We start from the raw sequence: 21,926 nt of genomic DNA, 5'->3' as shown, positions 1-21,926 counted from the left end.
ACTTTCACCGAGACAGCTTAGAAGGGAACAGAAGTGACCTCGATCGATCTGGGAATGCCGGCGGCACCGCCCCCGGTGCTGCGCCCGCGGCGCCCCACCCGGCAGATCCACGTGGGAGCCGTGGGAGTGGGATCGGACTACCCCGTGAGCATCCAGTCCATGACCACCACACCCACCACCGACATCAACGCCACCCTGCAGCAGATCGCGCAGCTGACGGCAGCCGGCTGCGACATCGTGCGCGTGGCCTGCCCGACCGCCGACGACGCCGAGGCGCTGACCGCGATTGCCGCGAAGTCCAAGCTCCCCGTCATCGCCGACATCCACTTCCAGCCCAAATACGTCTTCAAGGCGATCGAAGCCGGCTGTGCCGGGGTCCGCGTCAACCCGGGCAACATCCGCAAATTCGACGACCAGGTCCGCGAGATCGCACAGGCGGCCAAGGACCACGGCGTATCCCTGCGGATCGGAGTCAACGCCGGATCCCTGGACAAACGGCTGCTGGCCAAGTACGGCAAGGCCACCCCTGAGGCACTGGTGGAGTCCGCCGTCTGGGAGGCCTCGTTGTTCGAAGAGCACGACTTCCACGACTTCAAGATCTCCGTGAAACACCACGACCCCGTCGTCATGGTGGCCGCCTACGAGATGCTGGCCGAACGCGGGGACTGGCCACTGCACCTGGGCGTGACCGAGGCGGGCCCCGCCTTCCAGGGCACCATCAAATCGGCCACCGCCTTCGGAGCGCTGCTGAGCCGCGGCATCGGCGACACCATCCGGGTGTCCCTGTCCGCGCCCCCGGTCGAAGAGGTCAAGGTCGCCGAACAGATTCTGCAATCGCTCAATCTGCGCCCGCGCAAGCTCGAAATCGTCTCCTGCCCGTCCTGCGGGAGGGCCCAGGTCGACGTCTACAGCCTGGCCGAGAAGGTCACAGCGGGACTCGAGGGCATGGAGGTGCCGCTGCGCGTGGCCGTGATGGGCTGCGTGGTCAACGGCCCCGGCGAAGCGCGCGAGGCGGACCTGGGCGTGGCCAGTGGCAACGGCAAGGGACAGATCTTCGTCAAGGGCCAGGTCGTCAAAACGGTGCCGGAATCCCAGATCGTCGAAACCCTCATCGAAGAGGCGATGCGCATCGCCGATGAGTCCGGTGCCCCGGCGGGGCACCCGGAAGTCGTCGTCGCACAGTGAGCTTCCATTCTGTGCGGACCGGGCAACCAGCAGGCGGCGGGGACCCCGACGGCTATATCCGTCGGCTGGAACCCATCCACCTGGGCTGGTTGCGCGAGGCGGTGGCGGCCGCTCCTGCCGAACACTGCTACCTGTCGCAGCTGCTGGCCGTTCACGGGCGCAATCTGACGCAGGCGATGACGGGCACCCTCTACGGATACTTCCGCGCAGGCCGGCTGTGCTCGGCGTACTGGCTCGGCGGTACCATCGTGCCGGTCCGTGCGACCCCGGAGTCGAATGCCGCCATCGCCCCGGTGCTGGCGGCCCGGCGCAGGGCCGCGGTGTCGATCATCGGCGCGGCCGGTGCGGTCCTCGACCTGGCCGGCCGCACCGGCTGGGGCGAGCCCCGCGGGGTGCGCCCGGACCAACCGCTGTTGGCCGCGATCGCAGCCCCCGATGTCGCAGCGGACGCCCGCCTGCGCTTGGCCCGCCCGGCCGATCTGCCCCTGGTCTTCCCCGCCTCGGTCGCCATGTTCGAGGAGGAACTGGGCTTCAGCCCCCTGGAGGGCGGGGCGAGTGGCTACCGCGACCGGGTGGCCGGCCTGCTGGCGGCCGGCTCCACCTACCTCATCACCGAACCGGATGGCAGCGGCGGCCAGCGAATCCTGTTCAAGGCCGACCTGGGACTGCGCTCGCCGGACTCTGTGCAGGTCCAGGGGGTGTGGGTGGCTCCTGCCGCGCGTGGACACGGGGTGGCTGCCGGGGCGATGGCGGCGCTGACCCAGGACGTGCTGCGCCGGGTCGCACCGGTGGTCTCCCTGTACGCGAATTCCTATAACATCCCGGCCCTGAAGTCCTATGCCCACGCCGGCTACCGGCAGGTCGGGACCTTTGCGACCGTCATGTACCGAGGAGGCGCCGGAGCGGAACGGTTCGCCGTGTGATGCGGGCCCGGTTATGCTTGACGGGTGTGTCCGGAGCACTCGGGCGCCTACTTAGCATCACCTACTTAACGCTCGTTCAATTTGGCGGCTATGGTGTGATCAGGATTCTCCCCACTAGTGCCAAGGAAGGCTTCATGGCAGCGTCGACGCAGAAGAAGAAAAAGAAGAAGTCCAAGGGCTTCGACTTCCAGCCCTTCATCAAACCGGGACTCTACGCTCTGGGCGGCATCGTCGTCCTTGCGATCCTGGTCGGTCTGGCGATCTGGCTGCGAACCTTCGACGGGGTGCAGGCCTTCATCGAGAAGTTCCCCGGTCAGTCCGCTGCCAATGAGGTCCGCCGCGGTGCCGATGGGATCCCCGCCTGGTTGTCCTGGCAACACTTCCTGAACATGTTCTTCATGCTCACGATCATCAGGACCGGGCTCGACGTGCGCAACAACCCCAACCCCAAGGGGCACTGGACACGCAACAACAAGGGCCTGATCAAGACCAAGGGCGCCCCGAAGAAGATCACCCTGAACCTGTGGACCCACTTCACCATGGACTTCCTGTGGTTCCTCAACGGCCTGGTGTTCTTCATCATGCTCTTCGCCACCGGCCAGTGGCGCCGCATCGTGCCCGCCAGTTGGGACATCTTCCCCAATGCGATCTCCACCGCCCTGCAGTACGCCTCGATGAACTGGCCGACCGAAATGGGCTGGACGAACTACAACGCCCTGCAGGTCCTGGCCTACTTCGTCACGGTCTTCATCGCCGCTCCGGTCTCGCTCATCACCGGCCTTCGGATGTCGAATGCGTGGAAGAACGAATGGGCGATCAACAAGGTCTTCAAGGTCGAATACGCCCGTGCGCTGCACTTCCCGACGATGATCTACTTCGTCGCCTTCATCTGCATCCACGTCTTCCTGGTGTTCGTCGGCGCCCTGGTCGCCGGACTGCGCGAGGGCCACGGCTGGTTCGCCAGCCTGATGGGCAATGTCACGCACATGTACGGCGGTTCCCCGGATGTCACGGCGACCTGGTTCGGATTCCTCATGTTCGCGATCTCGATCGTGGTGCTGGTGGCCAGCTGGTTCCTGCTGCGGCCCATGTTCCTCACGCCGATCGCCAATATGTTCGGCAAGTCCTCCCGCTGATCCGCCCCTCCTATGTAGTTCCACTACTTGACGAACTGTTGATATATCGATGATTTCGGGCAGAAATCGTCATTTCGTTAAGTAGTGGAACTGTGCGTTCGTGCGGTCAGTGACTGTCGCGCCCACGCAGGCGGTCCAGTTCCCGCCTGTCCTTCTTCGTGGGTCGGCCCGTGCCGGGATCGCGCTTGGGCAGGGCCGCGCGCAGCAGCGGGCTGGGCGCGGGGGAGTGATCCAGATAGCAGGCCTGTGCCATGGGCGCGGGACCCCGCGTATCGAGGAACCCCTGGACCACCAGGACGCGTTCGGCGCCGGGGCGCCTGACCCTGACCTCCTGGCCGATCCTGACCTTCTGTGCGGGCTTGACCTTCACCCCGTCGATCTGCACATGGCCGGACTTCAGGGCCGCCTGCGCCGCCGACCTGGTCTTGCAGATGCGCACGCACCACAGCCACAGGTCGATGCGCTGGGTCGCCGCCGGATCGAAGTTCAGTTCTGGCATGGGACCACTGTAGGGCACCACCGCGGGCCCGGCGCAATGATAATCTCATGAGGGTTGCAATCTGCGCGCCGGACTCACCGCGCGCCCCACGTTTTCCAAGGAGAGACCACCATGCCCATGCGGATGTCCTCGCTGTTCGTGCGCACCCTGAAGGAGGACCCGGCGGACGCGGAGGTCAAGAGCCATAAGCTGCTGCACCGCGCGGCCTACATCCGCCGCGCCGCCCCCGGTATCTACACCTGGCTGCCGCTGGGCCTGGCCGTGCTGGGCAAGATCGAGGAGATCGTCCGGCAGGAGATGACCAGGGCTGGTTCCCAGGAAGTCCACTTCCCCGCCCTGCTGCCGGCCGAACCCTATGAGAAGTCCGGCCGCTGGGCCGCCTTCGGCGAGGGCATCTTCCGCCTGCAGGACCGCAAGAAGGCCGACTACCTGCTGGCCCCCACGCACGAGGAGATGTTCACCCTGCTGGTCAAGGACCTGTACTCCTCGTACAAGGACCTGCCGGCGAACCTGTTCCAGATCCAGACGAAGTACCGCGATGAGGCCCGCCCGCGCGCCGGCCTGCTGCGCGGGCGCGAGTTCATCATGAAGGACGCCTACTCCTTCGACGTCGAAGACGCCGGCCTGGACGTCCAGTACGAGAAGATGCGCGAGGCCTATGTCCGCGTCTTCACCCGCCTGGGCCTGCCCTATGTGATGGTCGAGGCGACCCCCGGCGCGATGGGCGGCTCCGGCACCCACGAGTTCCTCTACCCCTCGGAGGTCGGTGAGGATACCTACGTTCGCACCGCCGCCGGCTATGCCGCCAATGTCGAGGCCGTCACCACGGTGGTCCCGGAGCCCATCCCGTTCGAGGGCCTGCCCGCCGCGCACGTCGAGGACACCCCGGACACCCCCACGATCCAGACCCTGGTCGATGCCGCGAACGCCGCGCACCCGCGGGCCGATCGTGCCTGGAGTGCCGCCGACACGCTCAAGAACGTCGTGGCGACGGTGATCCACCCCGACGGGACCCGCGAGGTCATCGTCATCGGCCTGCCCGGCGATCGCGAGGTCGACTTCGGACGCGCCGCCGGCACCGGCCTGTTGGGCGAGGGCGAGGTCGACCTCGAGGCGGCCACGCCCGAGGACCTGGCCAAGCACCCCGGTCTGGTCAAGGGTTACATCGGGCCGGGCCTGAGCCTGGACGCCCCGGTGCTGGGCACCGAGGGCTCCACCGGCCTGCGCTACCTGCTGGATCCGCGAGTGGTCGACGGCACCCGCTGGATCACCGGCGCGAACGCCGCGAACCAGCACGTGTTCGATCTGGTCGCCGGCCGTGACTTCGCCGCCGACGGCTTCATCGAGGCCGCCGAGGTCCGGCCCGGTGATCCGGCGCCCGACGGCTCGGGGGAACTCGAGCTGGCCCGCGGCGTGGAGATCGGACAGATCTTCAAACTGGGCCGCAAGTACGCCGAGGCGCTCGACCTCAAGGTGCTCGACGTCAATGGCAAGACGCAGGTCGTGACCATGGGTTCCTATGGCATCGGCGTGACCCGTGTGATGGCCTGCATCGCCGAGGAGTACGCAGATGACAAGGGCCTGCTGTGGCCCCAGCACCTGGCCCCTGCCGATGTCCACATCGTGGCCACCGGCAAGGACTCCTCGGTCTTCGAGACGGCTGAGTCCCTGGCTGCGGACCTGGAGGCCCGCGGGGTTTCCGTGCTCATCGACGACCGGCCCAAGACGAGCCCGGGCATGAAGTTCGGTGATGCCGAACTGCTGGGCATCCCGACCATCCTGGTGGTGGGCCGCGGGCTGAAGGACGGACTGGTCGAATTGCGCGATCGGTTCACCGGGGAATCCCGCGAACTGCCCGTGGCCGAGGCCGTCGACGCCCTGGCGGCGCACGTCGCGGCAGGCTACGCCAAGGCGACGCTGGCCGACTGACCGATTCGAAGCGCAGGGAGGCCGTACCGGGATGAACGCAGTCGAACTCGGCCCGTGGATCATCGTGGCCCTGGTGGCCGGTGGTCTGCTGGCCGGGTGGATCGATGCAGTTGTCGGCGGCGGGGGCCTGATCCAGCTGCCGGTGCTGTTATTGGTCCCGGGGATGAGCCCCATCCAGGCGGTGGCGACGAACAAGGTCGGCTCGATCGTCGGCACCGCCGGCAGCACCGTGACCTATCTGCGCAAGGTCAAACCCGATAAATCGCTCACTGTGCCCGGCGCGGTGTTCGCTCTGGCCGGGGCGGTGGTGGGTGCGAAGATCGCCACCCTCATCCCCGGTGACGCCTTCGAGCCGATCATCGTGCTGGTGCTGCTGGGCGTGGGCGTGTTCACCCTGCTCAAGCCGGCCATGGGCGCCGAGGCCCATCTGCGCTTCGGCCTGCGCTCCAAGCGCCACCACGCGCTGGGCTGGCTGCTGGGCCTGGTGGTGGGAGTCTACGACGGCGCCCTGGGGCCCGGCACCGGATCGTTCCTGGTCATCGGCCTGGTGGCGCTGCTGGGCTTCAGCTTCCTGCAGGCCTCGGCCAGCGCCAAGATCATGAACCTGGCGACGAATCTGGGAGCCCTACTGCTCTTCGTGCCGGCCGGCCATGTGGTGTGGGCGGCCGGGCTGGCGGTAGCGGTGGGAAATCTGGCCGGCGGCATCATCGGAGCGCGCACCGCCCTGCGCTTCGGCTCCGGTTTCGTGCGCATCGTGTTCATCGTCGTGCTGGTGGTGCTCATCATCACGCTGGGCGCACCGCTGCTGGCCAACCTCGTGACCGTCGAGGGCTGAGCTCAGCCCAGGCGCTTGAGGGAGTGGGCATCGACTCCGCCCACGTCCATTCCCGCCAGTGCGCGCATCACCCACAGTGACCTGGCGGCGTCGCCGAAGGACTTCAGCGTGCCGTTGTAGGCGCTGTGCAGATACCAGAACATGTTCTGCGCCTCCCTGGCGATCGCAGCCCCGAGGCCGTAGTTCGGTTCGATGTCGGCGTGCCTGCACAGATCGGCGCCGAAGTCGCGCAACCACTTGGCCTGGCCGGCCGGAGTGCCGCCCGGCAGCTCGAACAGACGGTTCCACAGGATCGGCGCGACGGTGTAGGCGGTCGGTCCGGTCAGCGGCTGTGGATCGATGGCCTTCCAGGTGGCGACTCCGTGGGCGTCCGGATTGCCCGCCAGGATGTTGTAGTAGTGCAGATCGGCGTGTAACAGCCATTGCTCATCGGAGGCGGCCAGGTACCGGGTCCAGGACCTGGCCATGTCCAGCAGCGCCCGATCGCCCGGGTGGAAGTCGGGGAATGACGACAGCAGGTTCAGATCCTGGTCGAATTTGGCATCCCAGCCCGCAGCGATGTCCTGGACCCGCACGAAGCCGGCGGGCCCGGGCACCTTGAGCGCCCTGGCCAGCTGGCCCCAGATCGGGGCGACGGCCTCCAAGGGCTCGGTCGACAGGTTGACCCGGGTGCGCAGGCGCTCCTGCATCGTGGCCCGGAAGGTCGCGTCCTGGTAGATGATGCGCACGGCCCCATGGCCGTTCCACAGTTCGAGGGCGCGCAGGACCTGTTCGTGCACATGTGGATTGTTCCGATTGGGTGCGGCGATTCGCACGACCGCCTTGTAGTTGTCCTGACTGAGCACGGGGATGACGATCGATTCCGCGCCGGCCCAGGGGGAACCCGGTTTGGGGTCGGGGGTGAAGTGCCACCGGTCCATCAGCTCCAGGTACATATAGTCCAGCGCTGCGGCCCAGGCATGGGCGCGCTCGCCGCCGATCGCCTCGGCGGCGGAGTTCAAAAGCACCTGTGGGACCTGCACGTCCTTACTCCCCGTTTCCGCTCGCCGGGGCCAGTGCACCCGGGTTCTGGCCGGTGTAGTCGAAGCGGACCGCCTGGACGCCGCCGGCCCTTCCACGCGCCCAGCCGGTGTACCAGAGGTTCGCCACGCCGAGGTCGCGGGCGCCGCCGGTCAGCAGCAGGGACCCGATGCGCGCGGCCAGCAGGTCCTCGAGCCCCCTGGCCATGGTCCTGGCCCCGGTCTCATCGTGTGGATCGGAGTCGAATGACCAGGCCGGGCGGTTCGCCACGGGCTCGCCCCCGGCAGCCCGCAGCAGCGCATTGCCCTGTGCCGAGGCCGTGTTCAGTTGCGCGATCCGCTCCCGTGCAAAGGTCCGGTAGGCGCTGCCCGTCGGTGCTGCGACGGCAACCCGCGTGTAGCCGGCCCCGGCCTGATAACAGGCGGTGACGAATGCCGCCAGTGCTTTCGTCCGGTCGTCCTCTGTGTGCTTCTGCACATCCGGACTCGGCACGGTGGCAGGTGCCGCGGCCTGCCGGGCGACGAACAGGCGGCCGATCACGGTGGCCGACTGGCCGGGCAACTCCGCTGCGGTCAGGCCGGCGCCCACCGCGACATCGGCCAGGGTGGTGAGCATGGCGGCGTCCTCGGCCAGGGCGGGCAGGCCGTCGAAGAAGGCCGAGACCGTCTGTCGCAGACCGGTCGCTGCGGGCAACGCACCGGTAGCCGAGGCGGTGGCCGCTGTGGTGGGTCGCGCCGGGCCGAGTGCTGCGCGCAGCTGGGAGACGGCGCGCGCGGTGCCTCCGGAGGATTGGATACGGGCCAGGAGTTCTGCCATGGCGCTGCGGACGGTGTCGGCGGGCCCGGGGGTCGGGCGCACCGGGCCCTGTTCGAGGCGCAGGCCGCAGCCGGTGAGGGCGAGAACGGTGATGCCGGTGAATCCCATGAGGACGGAGCGGCGTCCATAGGAGCGTCCATAGGAGGGGGTCGGCGTGCGCATATCGTCATCCTATACGCGCGCCCGGCCGCCCTGCCGATAGGCTGGTCCCCGGGCCGGAACCGTGGCCCCGGTGGATGAGTGAAGCGACGAGCGGAAACAAGGAGTACCGGCATGGCCGATGACGTGGAAGTGGTGCGGGGCGCGATCGCCGGCCCCCTGGCGGAGGCCGGATTGTTCCTGGAAGAGGTGTCCGTGCACGCGGCCGGGCCCGGCCCCACCCTCGAGGTGGTCGTCGATCTGGATACCGAGGAGGCCGAACCCACCTCGTTCGCGGACGTGGAACGCGCCACACGGATCGTCTCGGAGTTGACCGACGGACTCGAGCTGTTCGGTGCCCGCCCCTACGACCTGCAGGTGTCCTCCCCGGGGGCAGAGCGTCCGCTGTCCACACCGCGACACTATCGCCGGGTGATCGGGCGGACCATTCAACTGGACACGGCCGAACAGCGCTACACCGGTGAGCTGGCCGGGGTGGAGGACGACGGTGCGGGTTCCGCGACGCTCGTGTTCACCGGCGCGCGCGCAGGGACGGATTTGCGTCCGGGCAAGGGCCCGAAGGTGCCGGATCCGCTGCGCTTGGCGCTGGGCGACGTCCACGGGGCCCATGTACTGGTGAAGTTCAAGTAGGCTCCGGGCCCTGGCGCCCACGGCCGGGAGGAACTATCCTGGTCACTCAGCTCAATATCGACAATTGAACGCCGGAAACTCCGGTGCCGGGTAAGTTAGGCAGTGATATGGACATCGACCTCGGCGCTCTGCGCATGATCGAACGCGAACGCGACATCCCCTTCGACACACTCGTCGACCTCATCGAGCAGGCCCTGCTCATGGCCTATCAGCGGACCGAGGGCTACTACCCGGATTCCCGCGCCGAACTCGACACCAAGACCGGCACCGCCACCATCTGGGCGGTGGAGTTCAACGACGACGATGAGCCGATCGGCGAATTCGACGACACTCCGGAGGGCTTCGGGCGGATCGCGGCGATGACCGCCCGGAACGTCATCCACCAGCGCCTGCGCGATGTCGAGGACGAGAACGTGCTGGGCGTGTTCAAGGGCCGGGAGGGCGAACTGGTCTCAGGAGTCGTCCAGCAGGGCCGAGATCCGCACATGGTCCAGGTACAGCTGGGCGATGTGGAGGCCGTTCTACCCCCGCATGAACAGGTCCCCGGCGAGGTCTACCGGCACGGTGACCGGATCCGCGCCTATGTGGTCGACGTCCACAAGGGGACGAAGGGGCCGTCGGTCTCCCTTTCGCGCACCCACCCGAACCTCGTGCGCAAGCTGTTCGCGCACGAGGTTCCGGAGATCGCCGACGGCACGGTCGAAATCGTCAGCCTGGCCAGGGAGGCCGGCCACCGCACGAAGATGGCGGTGCGCGCGAGGAAGGCAGGGGTCAACGCCAAGGGCGCGTGTATCGGCGAACTGGGCGCCAGGGTGCGCGCGGTGATGGCCGATCTGGGCAATGAGAAGATCGACATCGTCGATTACAACGAGGACCCCGGCAAGATGATCGCCAATGCGCTGTCGCCTGCGAAGGTCAAGCGGGTCGAGGTGCTCGACGCGGCAGAACGTTCCGCGCGGGCCACAGTGCCGGGCGATCAGCTGTCCCTGGCGATCGGCAAGGAGGGCCAGAACGCCCGCCTGGCGGCGAAGCTCACCGGCTGGAAGATCGACATCGTAGCCGCCTGAACGGCTCTGGTGCTAGAATAATGGGGTGACTGCCTTCCATACACCCGTTCGCACATGCATCGGGTGTCGCAGTCGCGAAGAGTGGGATTCACTTGTGCGGCTCGTCGTCGATGTTGATTCGGATCCATCGACGCGGCCGCATATTCGCGTGGATCCGGAGCATCGGCTCGCCGGCCGGGGCGCCTGGATCCACCCCACGCAACAGTGCTGGTACAAGGCACTGCAGAAGAACGCGTTCGCGCGCGCCTTCCGTCGGCCGGTCGCGGCCGACCGGGCGCCCGGACCGTTCGCAATCACGGAAAGTGGTTAAAGAAGATGGAAACCAAATTGTGAGTGTCCGGCGATGACACCGAAGACAAATGGTCGTGGGCAGTGAAATGAGCGCTGTTCACCCGCAATGAGGTTCCTTCCTGTCCGGAGGGGACCCGGACAGGAGAAATGTGGCTAAGCCCCGTGTCCATGAGCTCGCGAAGGAGCTCGGCACAACCAGCAAAGACGTGCTGGCCAAACTGCAGGAAATGGGCGAATTCGTTCGCTCGGCGTCCTCGACCGTGGAAGCCCCGGTCGTTAGGCGACTGAAGGAGTCGTACGGCTCCTCCGACAAGGCCGACAAGCCGGCTAAGGCCGCACCCAAGCCCGGCGCCAAGCCGGCCGCTCCCAAGCCCGGCGCGCGTGCACCCAAGCCGGGTGCCGCCTCGGGCCACGCCGCGCCGAAGCCGGGTGCCAAGCCCGCGCCCAAGCCGGGCGCGGCCCACCATGAGCGTCACGAAACGCCGAAGCCGGCCGCGCATGCGCCGACTCCCAAGGCCCAGCACGACGCGAAGGCCCCCAAGCCCGCAGGTCACGCTCCGAAGCCGGGCGCGCGTGCACCCAAGCCGGGTGCCGCCTCGGGCCACGGCGCGCCGAAGCCGGGTACCAGGGCCAATCGGCCGGGCAACAACCCCTTCGCCACGAGCCAGGGGATGCCCAAGCCCGGTGCCAAGCCGGGCCCCAAGCCCGGTGGAAACCGCGACGGCGGCAACCGCTCGGGTGGCCCGAAGCCGGGCGCGCGTCCTGGCAACAACCCCTTCGCGGCCAGCCAGGGGATGCCCAAGCCCGGTGCCAAGCCGGGTCCCAAGCCCGGTGGAAACCGCGGCGGCTCGGGTGCGGCCGGTCCGCGTCCCGGTGGCCCCAAGCCGGCACCGCGTCCCGGCGGCCCGCGGCCCAATGTGCCGCGTCCCAACCCCGGGATGCTGAAGAACTCCGCCCTGGCCAAGCCCGCGCCCTCGCGCGGCGGTGGTGGCGGACGTCCGGGTGCGCCCGGCAACGGTCCCGGCAACCGCGCAGGCGGACCGGGTCGTCCCGGTGGCGGCGGTCGTGGCTCCGGTCGCGGTCGCGGTGGCACGCAGGGTGCATTCGGCCGCGGTGGCGGTCGGGCGCGCAATAAGAAGTCCAAGCGCGCCAAGCGCCAGGAACTCGAGGATATGCAGGCACCGTCGGTCGGCGGCGTCAAGGTTCCCCGCGGCAATGGGTCGACCCCGCTGCGGTTGCGCCGCGGCGCCTCGCTGGCCGATTTCGCCGAGAAGATCAACACCGATCCGACGAACCTCGTGACCATCCTGTTCCACCTGGGCGAGATGGCCACGATCACGCAGTCGCTCGACGAGGACACGTTCCAGATCCTGGGCGAGGAGCTCGGCTACAAGGTCGAGGTCGTCAGTCCCGAGGACGAGGACCGCGAACTCCTGGAGAGCTTCGACATCGACCTCGACGCCGAGGAAGAGGACGACGAGAACATGGTTCCGCGTCCCCCGGTCGTCACGGTCATGGGCCACGTCGATCACGGTAAGACCAAGCTGCTGGACGCGATTCGCTCGTCCAATGTCGTCGCCCGCGAGGCCGGCGGCATCACCCAGCACATCGGTGCCTACCAGGTCGAGGTCCCGCACGATGGCCAGGAGCGCAAGATCACGTTCCTGGACACCCCCGGTCACGAGGCGTTCACCGCCATGCGTGCCCGCGGTGCCAAGGTCACCGACGTCGCGATCCTGGTGGTCGCGGCCGACGATGGCGTGATGCCGCAGACGATCGAGGCGTTGAACCACGCCCAGGCGGCCGGTGTGCCGATCGTGGTCGCGGTCAACAAGATCGATAAGGAAGGCGCCAACCCCGCCAAGGTCATGCAGCAGCTGACCGAATACAACCTCGTGGCCGAAGAATACGGCGGCGACACGATGTTCGTGCCGATCTCCGCGCTCAAGCGCGAGGGCATCGACAAGCTGCTCGAGGCCGTCCTGCTGACCACGGACGCCGCGCTGGAACTCAACGCGGATCCGACCAAGCAGGCCCGCGGCATCGCGATCGAGGCCAAGCTGGACAAGGGCCGCGGCGCGGTCGCCAGCGTGCTGATCGAGAACGGCACCCTGCGCCAGGGCGATCCGTTCGTCGTCGGCACCGCCTACGGTCGCGTCCGCGCGCTGTTCGACGAGTACGGCGAGCAACTGGAGGAAGCGGGCCCCTCGCGGCCCGTGCAGGTGCTGGGTCTGTCGACCGTGCCGCGCGCCGGCGATGCCTTCCTGGTCACCGACGATGAGCGCACCGCCCGGCAGATCGCGGAGAAGCGCGATGCGCTGGAGCGCAATGCCGCTCAGGCGCGGACCCGCAAGCGCATCAGCCTCGAGGACTTCACGAAGGCCCTGGAGGAGGGCAAGGTCGACATGCTCAACCTGATCCTCAAGGGCGATGTCTCCGGTGCCGTCGAGGCCCTGGAGGATTCGCTGCTGAAGATCGATGTGGGCGACGAAGTCGATCTGCGCATCATCCACCGCGGCGTGGGTGCCATCACGGAGAACGACATCAACCTGGCGACGGTCGACAATGCGATCGTCATCGGCTTCAATGTCCGTCCGGAGGCCAAGGCCCGCGACCTGGCGGAGCGCGAGGGCGTGGATGTCCGGTACTACTCGGTCATCTACGATGCGATCGACGACATCGAGAGCTCGCTCAAGGGCATGCTCAAGCCCGAGTTCGAAGAGGTCCACACGGGTTCGGCGGAGATCCGTGAGATCTTCCGCTCGTCCAAGTTCGGCAACATCGCGGGTGTCATCATCCGCGACGGGCTCATCAAGCGCAATTCGAAGGCGCGCGTCACCCGCGACGGGATCGTCGTGGGCGACAACCTCACCATCGAATCGCTGCGCCGCTTCAAGGACGACGTCACGGAGATCCGCGACGGGTTCGAGGGCGGTATCGGCCTGGGCAAGTTCAACGACATCCGCGAGGGCGATCTGATCGAAACCTTCGAGATGCAGGAGAAGCCGCGCGACTGAGCGTCGTTCGGATAGGGTGAGGGTCCGTGGGCTGTATGCCCGCGGGCCCTCACCCGTGATTACACGTGGTACATGGAGAGTAAGGAACGACAATGGCCGATCCCACCCGCGCAAGGAAGATCGCGGACCGCATCCGCGTCATCGTGGCCAGCACCGTGGAGAAGCGGGTCAAGGACCCGCGCCTGGGTTTTGTGACGATCACCGACGTTCGCGTCACCGGTGATCTGCAGCATGCCAGCGTGTTCTACACGGTCTACGGAACCCCGGATGAGCTGGCCGGGACCGCGGCCGCGCTCGAATCGGCCAAGGGCCTGATCCGCAAGGAGGTGGGCCGCGGCCTGCAGATCCGGCTGACCCCCACCCTGGAATTCATCGCCGATGCGGTGCCCGCGGCGGCTGCGGAACTCGACGAGCTGCTGGCCAGGGCCGCGGCCCAGGATGCCGAGGTTGCGGCCCTGGCACGCGAGGCCAAACCCGCAGGCGAGGCCGATCCGTACCGCAAGCCGCGGGAGGAACCGGAGGACTGAGTGGTCCGGGCGCGCCGGGACCGGACGGTTCCGGCCGCCGTGCCGCGCAGGCCCGGGCCTGCTGATACGGCCCCTTGCCGGGCGTGCACTCCGTCAGCGTGCGGGATGCATGTCGGGGAAAGGGGCCGTTATCACATTGTTACTCAAGCGATTGCTCGGTAGACTGTCGTGCAGTGCTCCGGAGCCACCGGAGCGGCCGGAAACCCGGTCGTGCACGACGATGATTGGAATGACACGTGGGTAAGCACTCCGCGCCGAAGGCGTCCCGCCGCAATTCCGCTGCGGGCATCCTGGCGGTTATGGACAAGCGGCCCAAGATGGCCGCGATCGTGGTTCCGGTGGCAGCCGGCGCCCTTGTCCTGGGGTCGACCGCCGTTGTCACCGGCAGCCAGTCAGCCGCGGACGGAGCCAATGTCTCCACCGCCAGTGCCCAGGAGGCTGTGGCCCAGCCCGGCGGTGACCTCGCGCAGGCGCAAAGCGATGAGGAGTTCCTGGGGGAGCAGACCTCGAAGAAGGGCTTCAAGAAGGCCGTAAAGACGAAGGCCGTCGAGGCGAACCTGGAGACCCCGGCCGCTGCGGCGGACTCGGCAGGTGGGACCGGTGCCGACGCGGGTGCAGTTTCCTCCTCCGGTGGGGTATCGAACAAGCCCTGCAAGGTCTCCAGCGGGGTGGAGAAGAACTTCAAGTCCAATGCCGTCAAGGTCTACCGCGCCGTGTGCGCCAAGTACCCGCAGGTCAAGACCTTCGGCGGCTACCGCAACGATTCCGGTTCCGATCACGGCACCGGGCACGCCGTTGACATCATGATCAGCGGTTCGACGGGTGATTCGATCCGCGACTACGCGATTAAAAACGCCAAGGCCCTGGGTGTGAAGTACGTGATCTGGGAACAGAAGCTCTACGCGCCGTACACGAACAATTGGCAGGGTCGTCCGATGCCGGATCGGGGGTCGGCCACCGCCAACCACTTCGACCACGTGCACGTGTCGGTGAACTGAGGTATAGGTCGCCGGGCCGGGTTCGGCCCACGGTGGGGCTCCGCTGAAACGGGGTTGCTCCCCGCTAGGATGGGGGAGTGGGGAAGAAGAACGACTCGGGTGCCACGGGCATCCTGCTCATCGACAAGGACCAGGGAATCAGCAGCCACGGCGTGGTCAGCCGGGTCCGCAAATGGCTGGGTACCCGGAAGGTGGGCCACGCAGGCACCTTGGACCCCATGGCCACCGGACTGCTGGTACTGGGCGCCGGCAAGGGCACGAAGCTGCTGACCTACCTGGTGGGCTGCGATAAGACCTACCTGGCGACCATCCGCTTGGGTGCCTCGACGCCCACAGACGATGCGGATTCCCCCGCGGACACCTTCGCAGATCCCTCGGTGATCTGCTCGCTGGCCGGGGAACTCCAGCACGGTGCTGCGGAGGGTTCGTCGGCTGCGGCCTCGGGCCTCGGCTCCGGCGTCGCCCGGATCGAGGCGGCGCTGGCACCGCTGCGCGGGGACATCGAACAGGTGCCCAGTGCGGTATCGGCGATCAAGGTCGACGGGGTGCGCTCCTATGCGCGCGCGCGCGCCGGCGAGGACGTCGAGCTCAAGGCCCGGCCGGTCACCGTCTCCCGCTTCGAGGTGCTGGCCGAACCCCGCGTGGCCGTTGAGGACGGTCGCACCTATATCGATATCGACGTGGTGGTCGACTGCTCATCGGGCACCTATATCCGCGCGCTGGCCCGGGACCTGGGCCGTGCCCTGGGGGTCTACGGCCATCTCACGGCACTGCGGCGGACCAGGGTGGGCGCTTTCACCGTGGAACAGGCACAACCTGTGCCGGACTTCGAGGCTCTGGCCGATGGGTCCGGGAGAGTTCCCACTGCGCGGCTCAAGCCCCTGGCTCTGGTGGCCGCGAGCGTGCTGCCGGTGATCACGGTGGACGAAGCCGAGGCCCTGGCCCTGGCACAGGGGAAATTCGTGCCGGTGGCGGTGCCTGCGGGTATCGGGCCGCAGCACAGGGTCTCTGTGCTCACCGGTGACCGGCTGGTGGCCGTCGCCCACCTGGACCGCGGCCGCCTGGCCGTGGACACGGGCTTCCTGACCCCGGCCGATCTGGGGCATTGAGTCCGGCGCGGGGGAGCGGGCATAGGACTTGTCGACGGCGCCCCTGCGATAAACTTGGGTGGCGCTCGGGATGATCCCGGGCGCATGTGATGACTGCTGGACGGTACAGGGAGAGGACGGCTGCGGCGTGGAGGTTTTCCGGTCGGTTGTTCAGGCGCGTGAATCCGGACTCTTGGACGGCGGAACCGCCCTGACCATCGGCAACTTCGACGGGGTCCACAAGGGCCACCTGGCCGTTCTGAAGCATCTGGTGACCTTGGCGCAGGACAAGGGACTGGCCTCGCTGGCGGTGACCTTCAGCCCTCACCCGGCGATGGTGCACAACCCCGATCACGCACCCGAACTCATCACCGGTGAAGCGGAGAAGATCCGCAGGCTGGCCGCCACCGGGATCGACGCAGTGCTCATCCAGCCCTACTCATTGGATTTCGCGCAGCAGACGGCGGACGAATTCGTCCGTGACTACCTGGTCGGCAAGCTCGGCGCCAAGGCGGTCTTCGTCGGTGAGGACACCCGTTTCGGCAAGGACAATGCCGGTGGGGTTTCCACCCTGAAGGAACTCAGCACCGAGCTGGGCTTCGTCATGTGCGCACCTTTGAAGAATGTGGGGACCGGTGGGGAGCGCTATTCATCCACGGAGATCCGCAGTCTGTTGGCCCGCGGCGAGGTGGCCGCTGCCGCAGCCGTTCTGGGCCGGCGCCATGTGCTGGAGGGAACGGTGGTCCATGGCGACGCCCGTGGACGTGAAATGGGCTTCCCCACAGCGAACATGGGAATGGATGTGGCCGGTCTGATTCCGGCTGATGGCGTCTATGCGGGATGGCTGCGCTTCGACGACAGCGAACTGTTGCCCGGCGCGATATCAATCGGCACTAATCCCACGTTCGAGGGGAACGAACGACGGGTCGAGGCCCACGTCGTGGGCGTCGAGTTCGGCCAGCTGGACGTCTACGGTACGCATATGCGGATCGAATTCGAGTCTCGGATCCGCGGCCAGGTGACCTTCGACGGAATGGATGCCCTCATCGTGCAGATGGGGCAGGACCTCGTCGACACCAGGGCCGCATTGGGAATCTGAGGGATACTCCTCGGGAGGCTCTGTTTCCGGAGCGGACTCCTGCTTCCTGCCGGGTCGACCGACGCCTCAGGTGACGTGATGTGACACGGCCCATGCGGCCTCGGCCGTGGGGCGATAGCGTGCCAAGTGTCGATATACCGGGCGGCCCACCGCCCGCACCCCACGACACGATGTCGGGGCCGCGAAGCGGTCCGAATGCGAAGGAGCACCATGCGATACGGTTACTGGACCCCCGTCTACGGCGGATTTCTGCGCAATGTCGGTGACGAGGGTATGCCCGCCACCTGGGACTACATCAAGCGGGTCTCCCAGACCGCAGACCGGCTGGGCTTCGACCTGACCCTGGTGCCCGAGCTCTACCTCAACGACCGTAAGGGACCCGAGGCACCCAGCCTGGAGGCCTGGAGCCTGGCCACCGCGATCGCCGCTGTGACCGAGAACATCGAGATCCTCACCGCGATCCGCCCCGGCTTCCACAACCCGCAGATCACCGCGAAGACCGTGTCGACCCTGGCCGATATCAGCGGCGACCGGTTCTCGCTCAACGTCGTCGCCGCCTGGTGGGCCGAGGAGGCCAAGCAGTTCGGCGGCGTGTTCCCGCCGCACGACGACCGCTACGTCCACTGCACGGAGTTCGTCAACGCGCTGCGCGGCCTGTGGTCGCAGACGCCGTACAGCCAGTCGGGCAAGTACTTCGACATCCAGAACACTGTGGTCGAGCCCAAGCCCGCGAAGACCCCCAAGATCTTCGCCGGCGGGGAATCCGAATCCGGGCGTGAGGCCATCGCAGCCTTCGCCGACTCGTATGTTACCCACGGCGGCACCGTCGAGGAGATCCGCGAGAAGGCCGCCGACGTCAACGCCCGCCGCGAGCGTCTGCAGGGAGCGCCGTTCGAGACGATCGGCATGTCCGCCTATGTCATCGTGCGCGATACCGAGGCCGAGGCGCGCAAGGAGTTGGAACGCATTACGACCGTGGACCCGAACTCGCCAGGGTACGCCAGCTTCGAGGAGTTCCGCGCGAACTCGAACCTCGATCTGGAGCTGTCCAAGCGCGAATACTCGGTCGGCACCCGCGCGCTGCGCCCCGAACTGGTCGGCACCCCCGAACAGGTCGCCGAGAAGATCAAGGCCTATGAGGACGCCGGATTGGACCTGGTGCTGATCCAGGCATCGCCTTTGGACTCCGAACTGGAGCGCATCGCCGCGGATCTGTTCCCACTGCTGAAGTAGGGTCCTGGGCCGGCGGCAGATGCTGCCGATATGGTGGAGGCTTGACGGCCTTCCAGGGTTCCATGACATGGAACCCTGGAAGGCCGTCGTTCGCATTTGGGCCGTTTTCCGGATCGTGGTCTGGGTCGGCGGGCAAATTTTTTTTCTGTGACTTGTGCAATGCCTCCTCGCGCTTGCTGGAGCGGATCGCCGCGGTGAACCGGGTGTCATTAGCACATAAGGTGCATTTTGTTGTGGAGACACGCCGTGTACGGTGTGCATTATGCGATTCGATCTGAAAAAATCGACTCTTCCCTCGCAGCCCGGCATCGGAGCGCGTCCTCGTATGCGGCCGTCTCGGCTTTTGTCCGGCCTGATCGTCGTAGGAGCACTTGTCACAGGGTCCGTGGTCACGCAGCAGCCGCCGGCCTCTGCCGGCACTTCGCTGTCGGCCGGTGCCGCCGACCTCAGCGCCACAGATGGTGGTGGCGCAGGCCGCGGTGCCGGTGCGTCGAGTGTTCCGCGCATGTCCGGGGGTGCGACCCAGCCGTCCCGGAAGCAGATGAACACCGCCCATGATCACGTGATGGGTGCAGGCGTCCGGCAGGATTCCGGTCCTTCCAAGAAGCCCGGGAAGTCGAAGGGGAACGGTCCGAAGCACACGAAGAAGTCCGCCGGTAGGCTCAAGGGCGTGGATGTCAGCCGGTGGGACTCGATCAACGCGGCCGACTGGAGGTCGATGGCGGGCCAGGGCATTAAGTTCGCCTATGTCAAGGCCACCGAGGGTACGGGCTACGTCTCCACCAGCTACTCCTCGCAGTACAAGGGTGCGGCGAAGGCCGGCATCATCCGCGGCGCTTACCACTTCGCGACGCCCGACACCTCCTCCGGTAAGAAGCAGGCGTCCTACTTCGTGAGCCACGGTGGTCGTTGGCGGTCGGACGGGAAGACGCTGCCGCCGCTGCTGGACTTGGAATACAACCCGTACGGCTCCACCTGCTACGGCATGAGCGATGCCAAGATGGTCAAGTGGATCAGCGATTTCTCTGCCACGGTGAAGAAGAAGACGGGCACTCGGCCCGCCATCTACACAACGCGTGACTGGTGGCAGCAGTGCACGGGCAATTCGAAGAAGTTCGGCGCCAACCCGCTGTTCATCGCACGGTATCCGAGCTCGTACTCCGATGGCCCCGGTCGGCTGCCCGCTGGTTGGAAGAACTTCACCTTCTGGCAGTACACCGAATCCGGCAGGCCGGTGCCGGACATGGATGTCTTCAACGGTGGTATGAAGCAGCTGAGGGCCCTGACAAAGGGTGCCTGAGTAGATGGTTGCCTGAGTACGAGCGCTGCCTGAGTCAAGAGGCAGCCGAGGCCGGGACTGGGAGGATTCCCAATCCTGGCCTCTGCGTGTTGCATCGGTGGTACTCGTGGGTTGGGTGTTCCTCGGGTGGGGTGCCGGCGCCTTTCGGTGGTACTCGCGAGTTGGATGCTAGTCGGGTTGAGTTCCCGCGCCTTGTCTGTCGTGTCAGATGCGCGCGCATACCCTGCCACCCAGCGCATCTGCTACCACCGAAACAGACGAGCGCTACTCGGCAAACATCGGAAACCAGTTTCGAATAAACCCTTCCCATTATGAGTGACACACGCTACACTTGAAGTAGGTCAGGAAACCCGAATCGGACAGCGAAGTCCCGTCAGGTTTTACGGTTCGTCTTCCCCGACATTCATCAAGCACACACGCGTGTAGCCAGTTCGGCCGGCGTTTCGGTCGGGATGCGGGAGGAGGGAAGAAGTCATGACCATTGATTCCACCCTCCCACGTGCTGGTTCCCCCGATGATGACAAGAACCCCGAGGCCTTCGCCCGTCCAGCTGACCCCTTTTTGACTTCTGAAGATTGGGAGCGTCTACAGGAGATCGCTCCGGAACTCGTTCACGCCAGTGAGTCACTCGCTGGTCTGGGTGCCGGTGTGGGCACGGATCCCAGTCTCGACGCTTCCGACCTGCTCCTGGTGCTCAAGGGAATCGAACACGTCACCCGGATGACCACCTCAACGGAAGCTGCTGTTCTGGCGCGGGCCGAATACGAGGTGCCCACGGCCGACTATGGTGCGAAGACTCTTCCGGCCCTGGTGACTCGCCTGTTGAGGATTGATGGGGCGGCCGCGAGGCGGCGGGTGCGGTTTGCGCACGCGATCGGTGCCGGCCGGTCTCTAACGGGTGCGCGTCTGGAACCGGCCTACCCCCATGTTGCCCTCGCCCTGGCGGACGGGGGTGTGTCGGTGGATCAGGCGCAGGCGGTGATCCGGGAGATCGAGAAGATCCCCCGCCAGGTGCGGCATGTCCATCACGCCACGGCCGAGAGACTACTCGTGGACACGGTGTCGAGTGTTGATGTGGACCAGGTTCGTGTGCTGGGTTCTCGGATCCGAGCCTATCTGGATCCTGATGGGCGTTTCGCGGAGGTTCCGCCGTTGGTTGATGAGTTTCATGTGACGGTGACACCTAGGAGGAATGGTGCGTGGAATCTGACGGGCCTGTTGGATCCGGTGACGGGTGGGAAGTTGCATGGGCTCTTGACGAATCGGCAGGAGCCCGGAGCGCCGGTGGAGGACGCGACGGGAACGGGCACGGTTACTGAGGTCGGTGGCCTGGATGCGGTTCCCGCTGATGAACCGCCCGGTGATCTAGCACCGACGGCGGTGACGGTTGATGGGCAGCCGACAACGAAGGCGGATCATCCGTTTGGGTATCGGGAGCGGCCCGATGGTGCCAGGCGTCATGACATGTTCGCGACCTTGATTGACCGGGCTGCGGGTTCGGGTCCGCAGGGTGCGGGGATGGCCCTGGTGGTCACGGCGACTGCTGAAGAGTATGCGCGGGGGAAGGCGGAGGTGGAATCCACTGCCGGCCCGATCGGGTTACAGGATCTGGAGTCCCTTTCTCCGGGTGCGCTCGTGTATTTCCAGGCCAACCAGCCGGGGACACGTGAGGTGACCGTGAGGAGTGCGGGCAGGTTTGCTACGCGGCGGCAGGTTGAGTTGATTGCGGCCAGGGATCGGGGGTGTACGTTCCCGGGGTGTGATATGCCGGTGGGGTGGTGCGATGCCCACCATATGATCCCCTGGTCCTCCGGTGGGTCGACGACGGTGGCGAATCTGACCTTGGCGTGCCGGTTCCATCACACGTGGCATGACCAGCATGGGTGGAGGGCCGAGTTGATTGGCGGTTTGCCGGCGTGGATTCCTCCCCGGCATGTTGATATCGAGCAGCGGCCGGTGTTTCATTCCCGGTTCGCGGCTGCTCTGGTTGATGTGAGTGCTGCGCGGAATGAGGCGGGTCTACCGCCGGTGTGGGTGCCAGAGGACTTCTCCCCACCGGGGTGGGAGGCAGCAGACTCCCCCGATCCACCTGACCCGCCTGGAACAACGAACGCAGACGATACGGACGTCCCACCCTTCTAAACCACGGTAGGGAAGCCCGCTTCAGGCAGGGC

19 protein-coding genes are annotated in these 21,926 nt (G+C 66.6%); 16 read left to right on the top strand and 3 right to left on the bottom strand.

Going from position 1 to position 21,926, the window contains the following annotated elements; all coding sequences use genetic code 11:
• Positions 1-33 precede the first annotated feature (33 nt).
• The 3 genes from ispG (at position 34) to NQ036_RS05730 (ending at position 3,244) form a co-directional block, all read left to right on the top strand.
• Positions 34-1,185 carry a flavodoxin-dependent (E)-4-hydroxy-3-methylbut-2-enyl-diphosphate synthase gene (ispG, locus tag NQ036_RS05740; protein ID WP_257047438.1) on the top strand — a complete coding sequence of 384 codons (1,152 nt, stop codon included), beginning with the start codon at positions 34-36 and terminating at the stop codon, positions 1,183-1,185.
• Positions 1,182-2,108, top strand: a complete 927-nt coding sequence (locus NQ036_RS05735) for a DUF4081 domain-containing GNAT family N-acetyltransferase (protein WP_257057636.1) — start codon at positions 1,182-1,184, stop codon at positions 2,106-2,108. The genes ispG and NQ036_RS05735 overlap by 4 nt, the downstream gene beginning before the upstream one ends.
• A gap of 134 nt (positions 2,109-2,242) precedes the next feature.
• Positions 2,243-3,244 carry a cytochrome b/b6 domain-containing protein gene (locus NQ036_RS05730; RefSeq protein WP_257057634.1) on the top strand — a complete coding sequence of 334 codons (1,002 nt, stop codon included), beginning with the start codon at positions 2,243-2,245 and terminating at the stop codon, positions 3,242-3,244.
• 106 nt (positions 3,245-3,350) lie between these two features.
• On the opposite strand, the gene NQ036_RS05725 is transcribed toward NQ036_RS05730, so the two are convergent.
• The gene (locus NQ036_RS05725; RefSeq protein ID WP_257057633.1) at positions 3,351-3,743 is read right to left on the bottom strand and encodes an RNA-binding S4 domain-containing protein; all 393 of its coding nucleotides are present in this window, start codon (positions 3,741-3,743) and stop codon (positions 3,351-3,353) included.
• A 111-nt stretch (positions 3,744-3,854) separates the two neighbouring features.
• Here NQ036_RS05725 and NQ036_RS05720 point away from each other — a divergent pair, with 111 nt between their 5' ends.
• Positions 3,855-5,672: a proline--tRNA ligase gene (locus tag NQ036_RS05720; RefSeq protein ID WP_257057631.1), complete on the top strand. Its 1,818-nt coding sequence runs from the start codon at positions 3,855-3,857 to the stop codon at positions 5,670-5,672.
• 31 nt (positions 5,673-5,703) lie between these two features.
• A complete protein-coding gene (locus tag NQ036_RS05715) occupies positions 5,704-6,507 on the top strand; it encodes a TSUP family transporter (protein ID WP_257047446.1) in 804 nt (267 codons plus the stop codon).
• A 2-nt stretch (positions 6,508-6,509) separates the two neighbouring features.
• Here NQ036_RS05715 and NQ036_RS05710 read toward each other — a convergent pair whose 3' ends face one another.
• Together NQ036_RS05710 and NQ036_RS05705 are read right to left on the bottom strand one after the other, a co-directional pair.
• Positions 6,510-7,529, bottom strand: coding sequence for an aminoglycoside phosphotransferase family protein (locus tag NQ036_RS05710; protein ID WP_257047447.1), 1,020 nt, complete (start codon positions 7,527-7,529; stop codon positions 6,510-6,512).
• 4 nt (positions 7,530-7,533) lie between these two features.
• Positions 7,534-8,505 (bottom strand): hypothetical protein, encoded by a 972-nt coding sequence (locus NQ036_RS05705; RefSeq protein ID WP_257057629.1) that lies wholly within the window; start codon positions 8,503-8,505, stop codon positions 7,534-7,536.
• A 111-nt stretch (positions 8,506-8,616) separates the two neighbouring features.
• On the opposite strand from NQ036_RS05705, the gene rimP reads away from it, so the two are divergent.
• The 11 genes from rimP (at position 8,617) to NQ036_RS05650 (ending at position 21,894) form a co-directional block, all read left to right on the top strand.
• Positions 8,617-9,132 (top strand): ribosome maturation factor RimP, encoded by a 516-nt coding sequence (gene rimP / locus NQ036_RS05700; protein ID WP_257057627.1) that lies wholly within the window; start codon positions 8,617-8,619, stop codon positions 9,130-9,132.
• A gap of 107 nt (positions 9,133-9,239) precedes the next feature.
• A complete protein-coding gene (gene nusA, locus NQ036_RS05695; protein ID WP_257047452.1) occupies positions 9,240-10,199 on the top strand; it encodes a transcription termination factor NusA in 960 nt (319 codons plus the stop codon).
• 25 nt (positions 10,200-10,224) lie between these two features.
• Entirely contained in the window at positions 10,225-10,509 is a 285-nt protein-coding gene (locus NQ036_RS05690) for a YlxR family protein (protein ID WP_257047453.1), read from the top strand.
• 130 nt (positions 10,510-10,639) lie between these two features.
• Positions 10,640-13,507 carry a translation initiation factor IF-2 gene (gene infB, locus NQ036_RS05685; protein ID WP_257047454.1) on the top strand — a complete coding sequence of 956 codons (2,868 nt, stop codon included), beginning with the start codon at positions 10,640-10,642 and terminating at the stop codon, positions 13,505-13,507.
• A gap of 92 nt (positions 13,508-13,599) precedes the next feature.
• Positions 13,600-14,034: a 30S ribosome-binding factor RbfA gene (gene rbfA, locus NQ036_RS05680; protein WP_257057625.1), complete on the top strand. Its 435-nt coding sequence runs from the start codon at positions 13,600-13,602 to the stop codon at positions 14,032-14,034.
• A 236-nt stretch (positions 14,035-14,270) separates the two neighbouring features.
• Complete coding sequence (locus NQ036_RS05675; RefSeq protein WP_257057623.1) at positions 14,271-15,032, top strand: ligand-binding protein SH3; 762 nt, start codon at positions 14,271-14,273, stop codon at positions 15,030-15,032.
• Positions 15,033-15,109: 77 nt separating this feature from the next.
• The gene (locus NQ036_RS05670; RefSeq protein ID WP_257047457.1) at positions 15,110-16,141 is read left to right on the top strand and encodes a tRNA pseudouridine(55) synthase TruB; all 1,032 of its coding nucleotides are present in this window, start codon (positions 15,110-15,112) and stop codon (positions 16,139-16,141) included.
• 127 nt (positions 16,142-16,268) lie between these two features.
• Complete coding sequence (locus NQ036_RS05665) at positions 16,269-17,219, top strand: bifunctional riboflavin kinase/FAD synthetase (RefSeq protein ID WP_257057621.1); 951 nt, start codon at positions 16,269-16,271, stop codon at positions 17,217-17,219.
• Between the two features lie 210 nt (positions 17,220-17,429).
• Complete coding sequence (locus NQ036_RS05660; RefSeq protein WP_257057620.1) at positions 17,430-18,452, top strand: LLM class flavin-dependent oxidoreductase; 1,023 nt, start codon at positions 17,430-17,432, stop codon at positions 18,450-18,452.
• Positions 18,453-18,837: 385 nt separating this feature from the next.
• Positions 18,838-19,752, top strand: a complete 915-nt coding sequence (locus tag NQ036_RS05655; protein WP_257057617.1) for a lysozyme — start codon at positions 18,838-18,840, stop codon at positions 19,750-19,752.
• A 474-nt stretch (positions 19,753-20,226) separates the two neighbouring features.
• Positions 20,227-21,894: an HNH endonuclease signature motif containing protein gene (locus NQ036_RS05650; RefSeq protein WP_257057614.1), complete on the top strand. Its 1,668-nt coding sequence runs from the start codon at positions 20,227-20,229 to the stop codon at positions 21,892-21,894.
• Positions 21,895-21,926: the final 32 nt, after the last annotated feature.

Origin of the sequence: Brevibacterium sp. 91QC2O2, assembly GCF_024580695.1 — a bacterium.
Taxonomy (GTDB): Bacteria; Actinomycetota; Actinomycetes; order Actinomycetales; family Brevibacteriaceae; genus Brevibacterium; species Brevibacterium moorei.
Note: the sequence above shows the minus strand (reverse complement) of the source record. Positions and strands in the feature narration are given on the sequence as shown.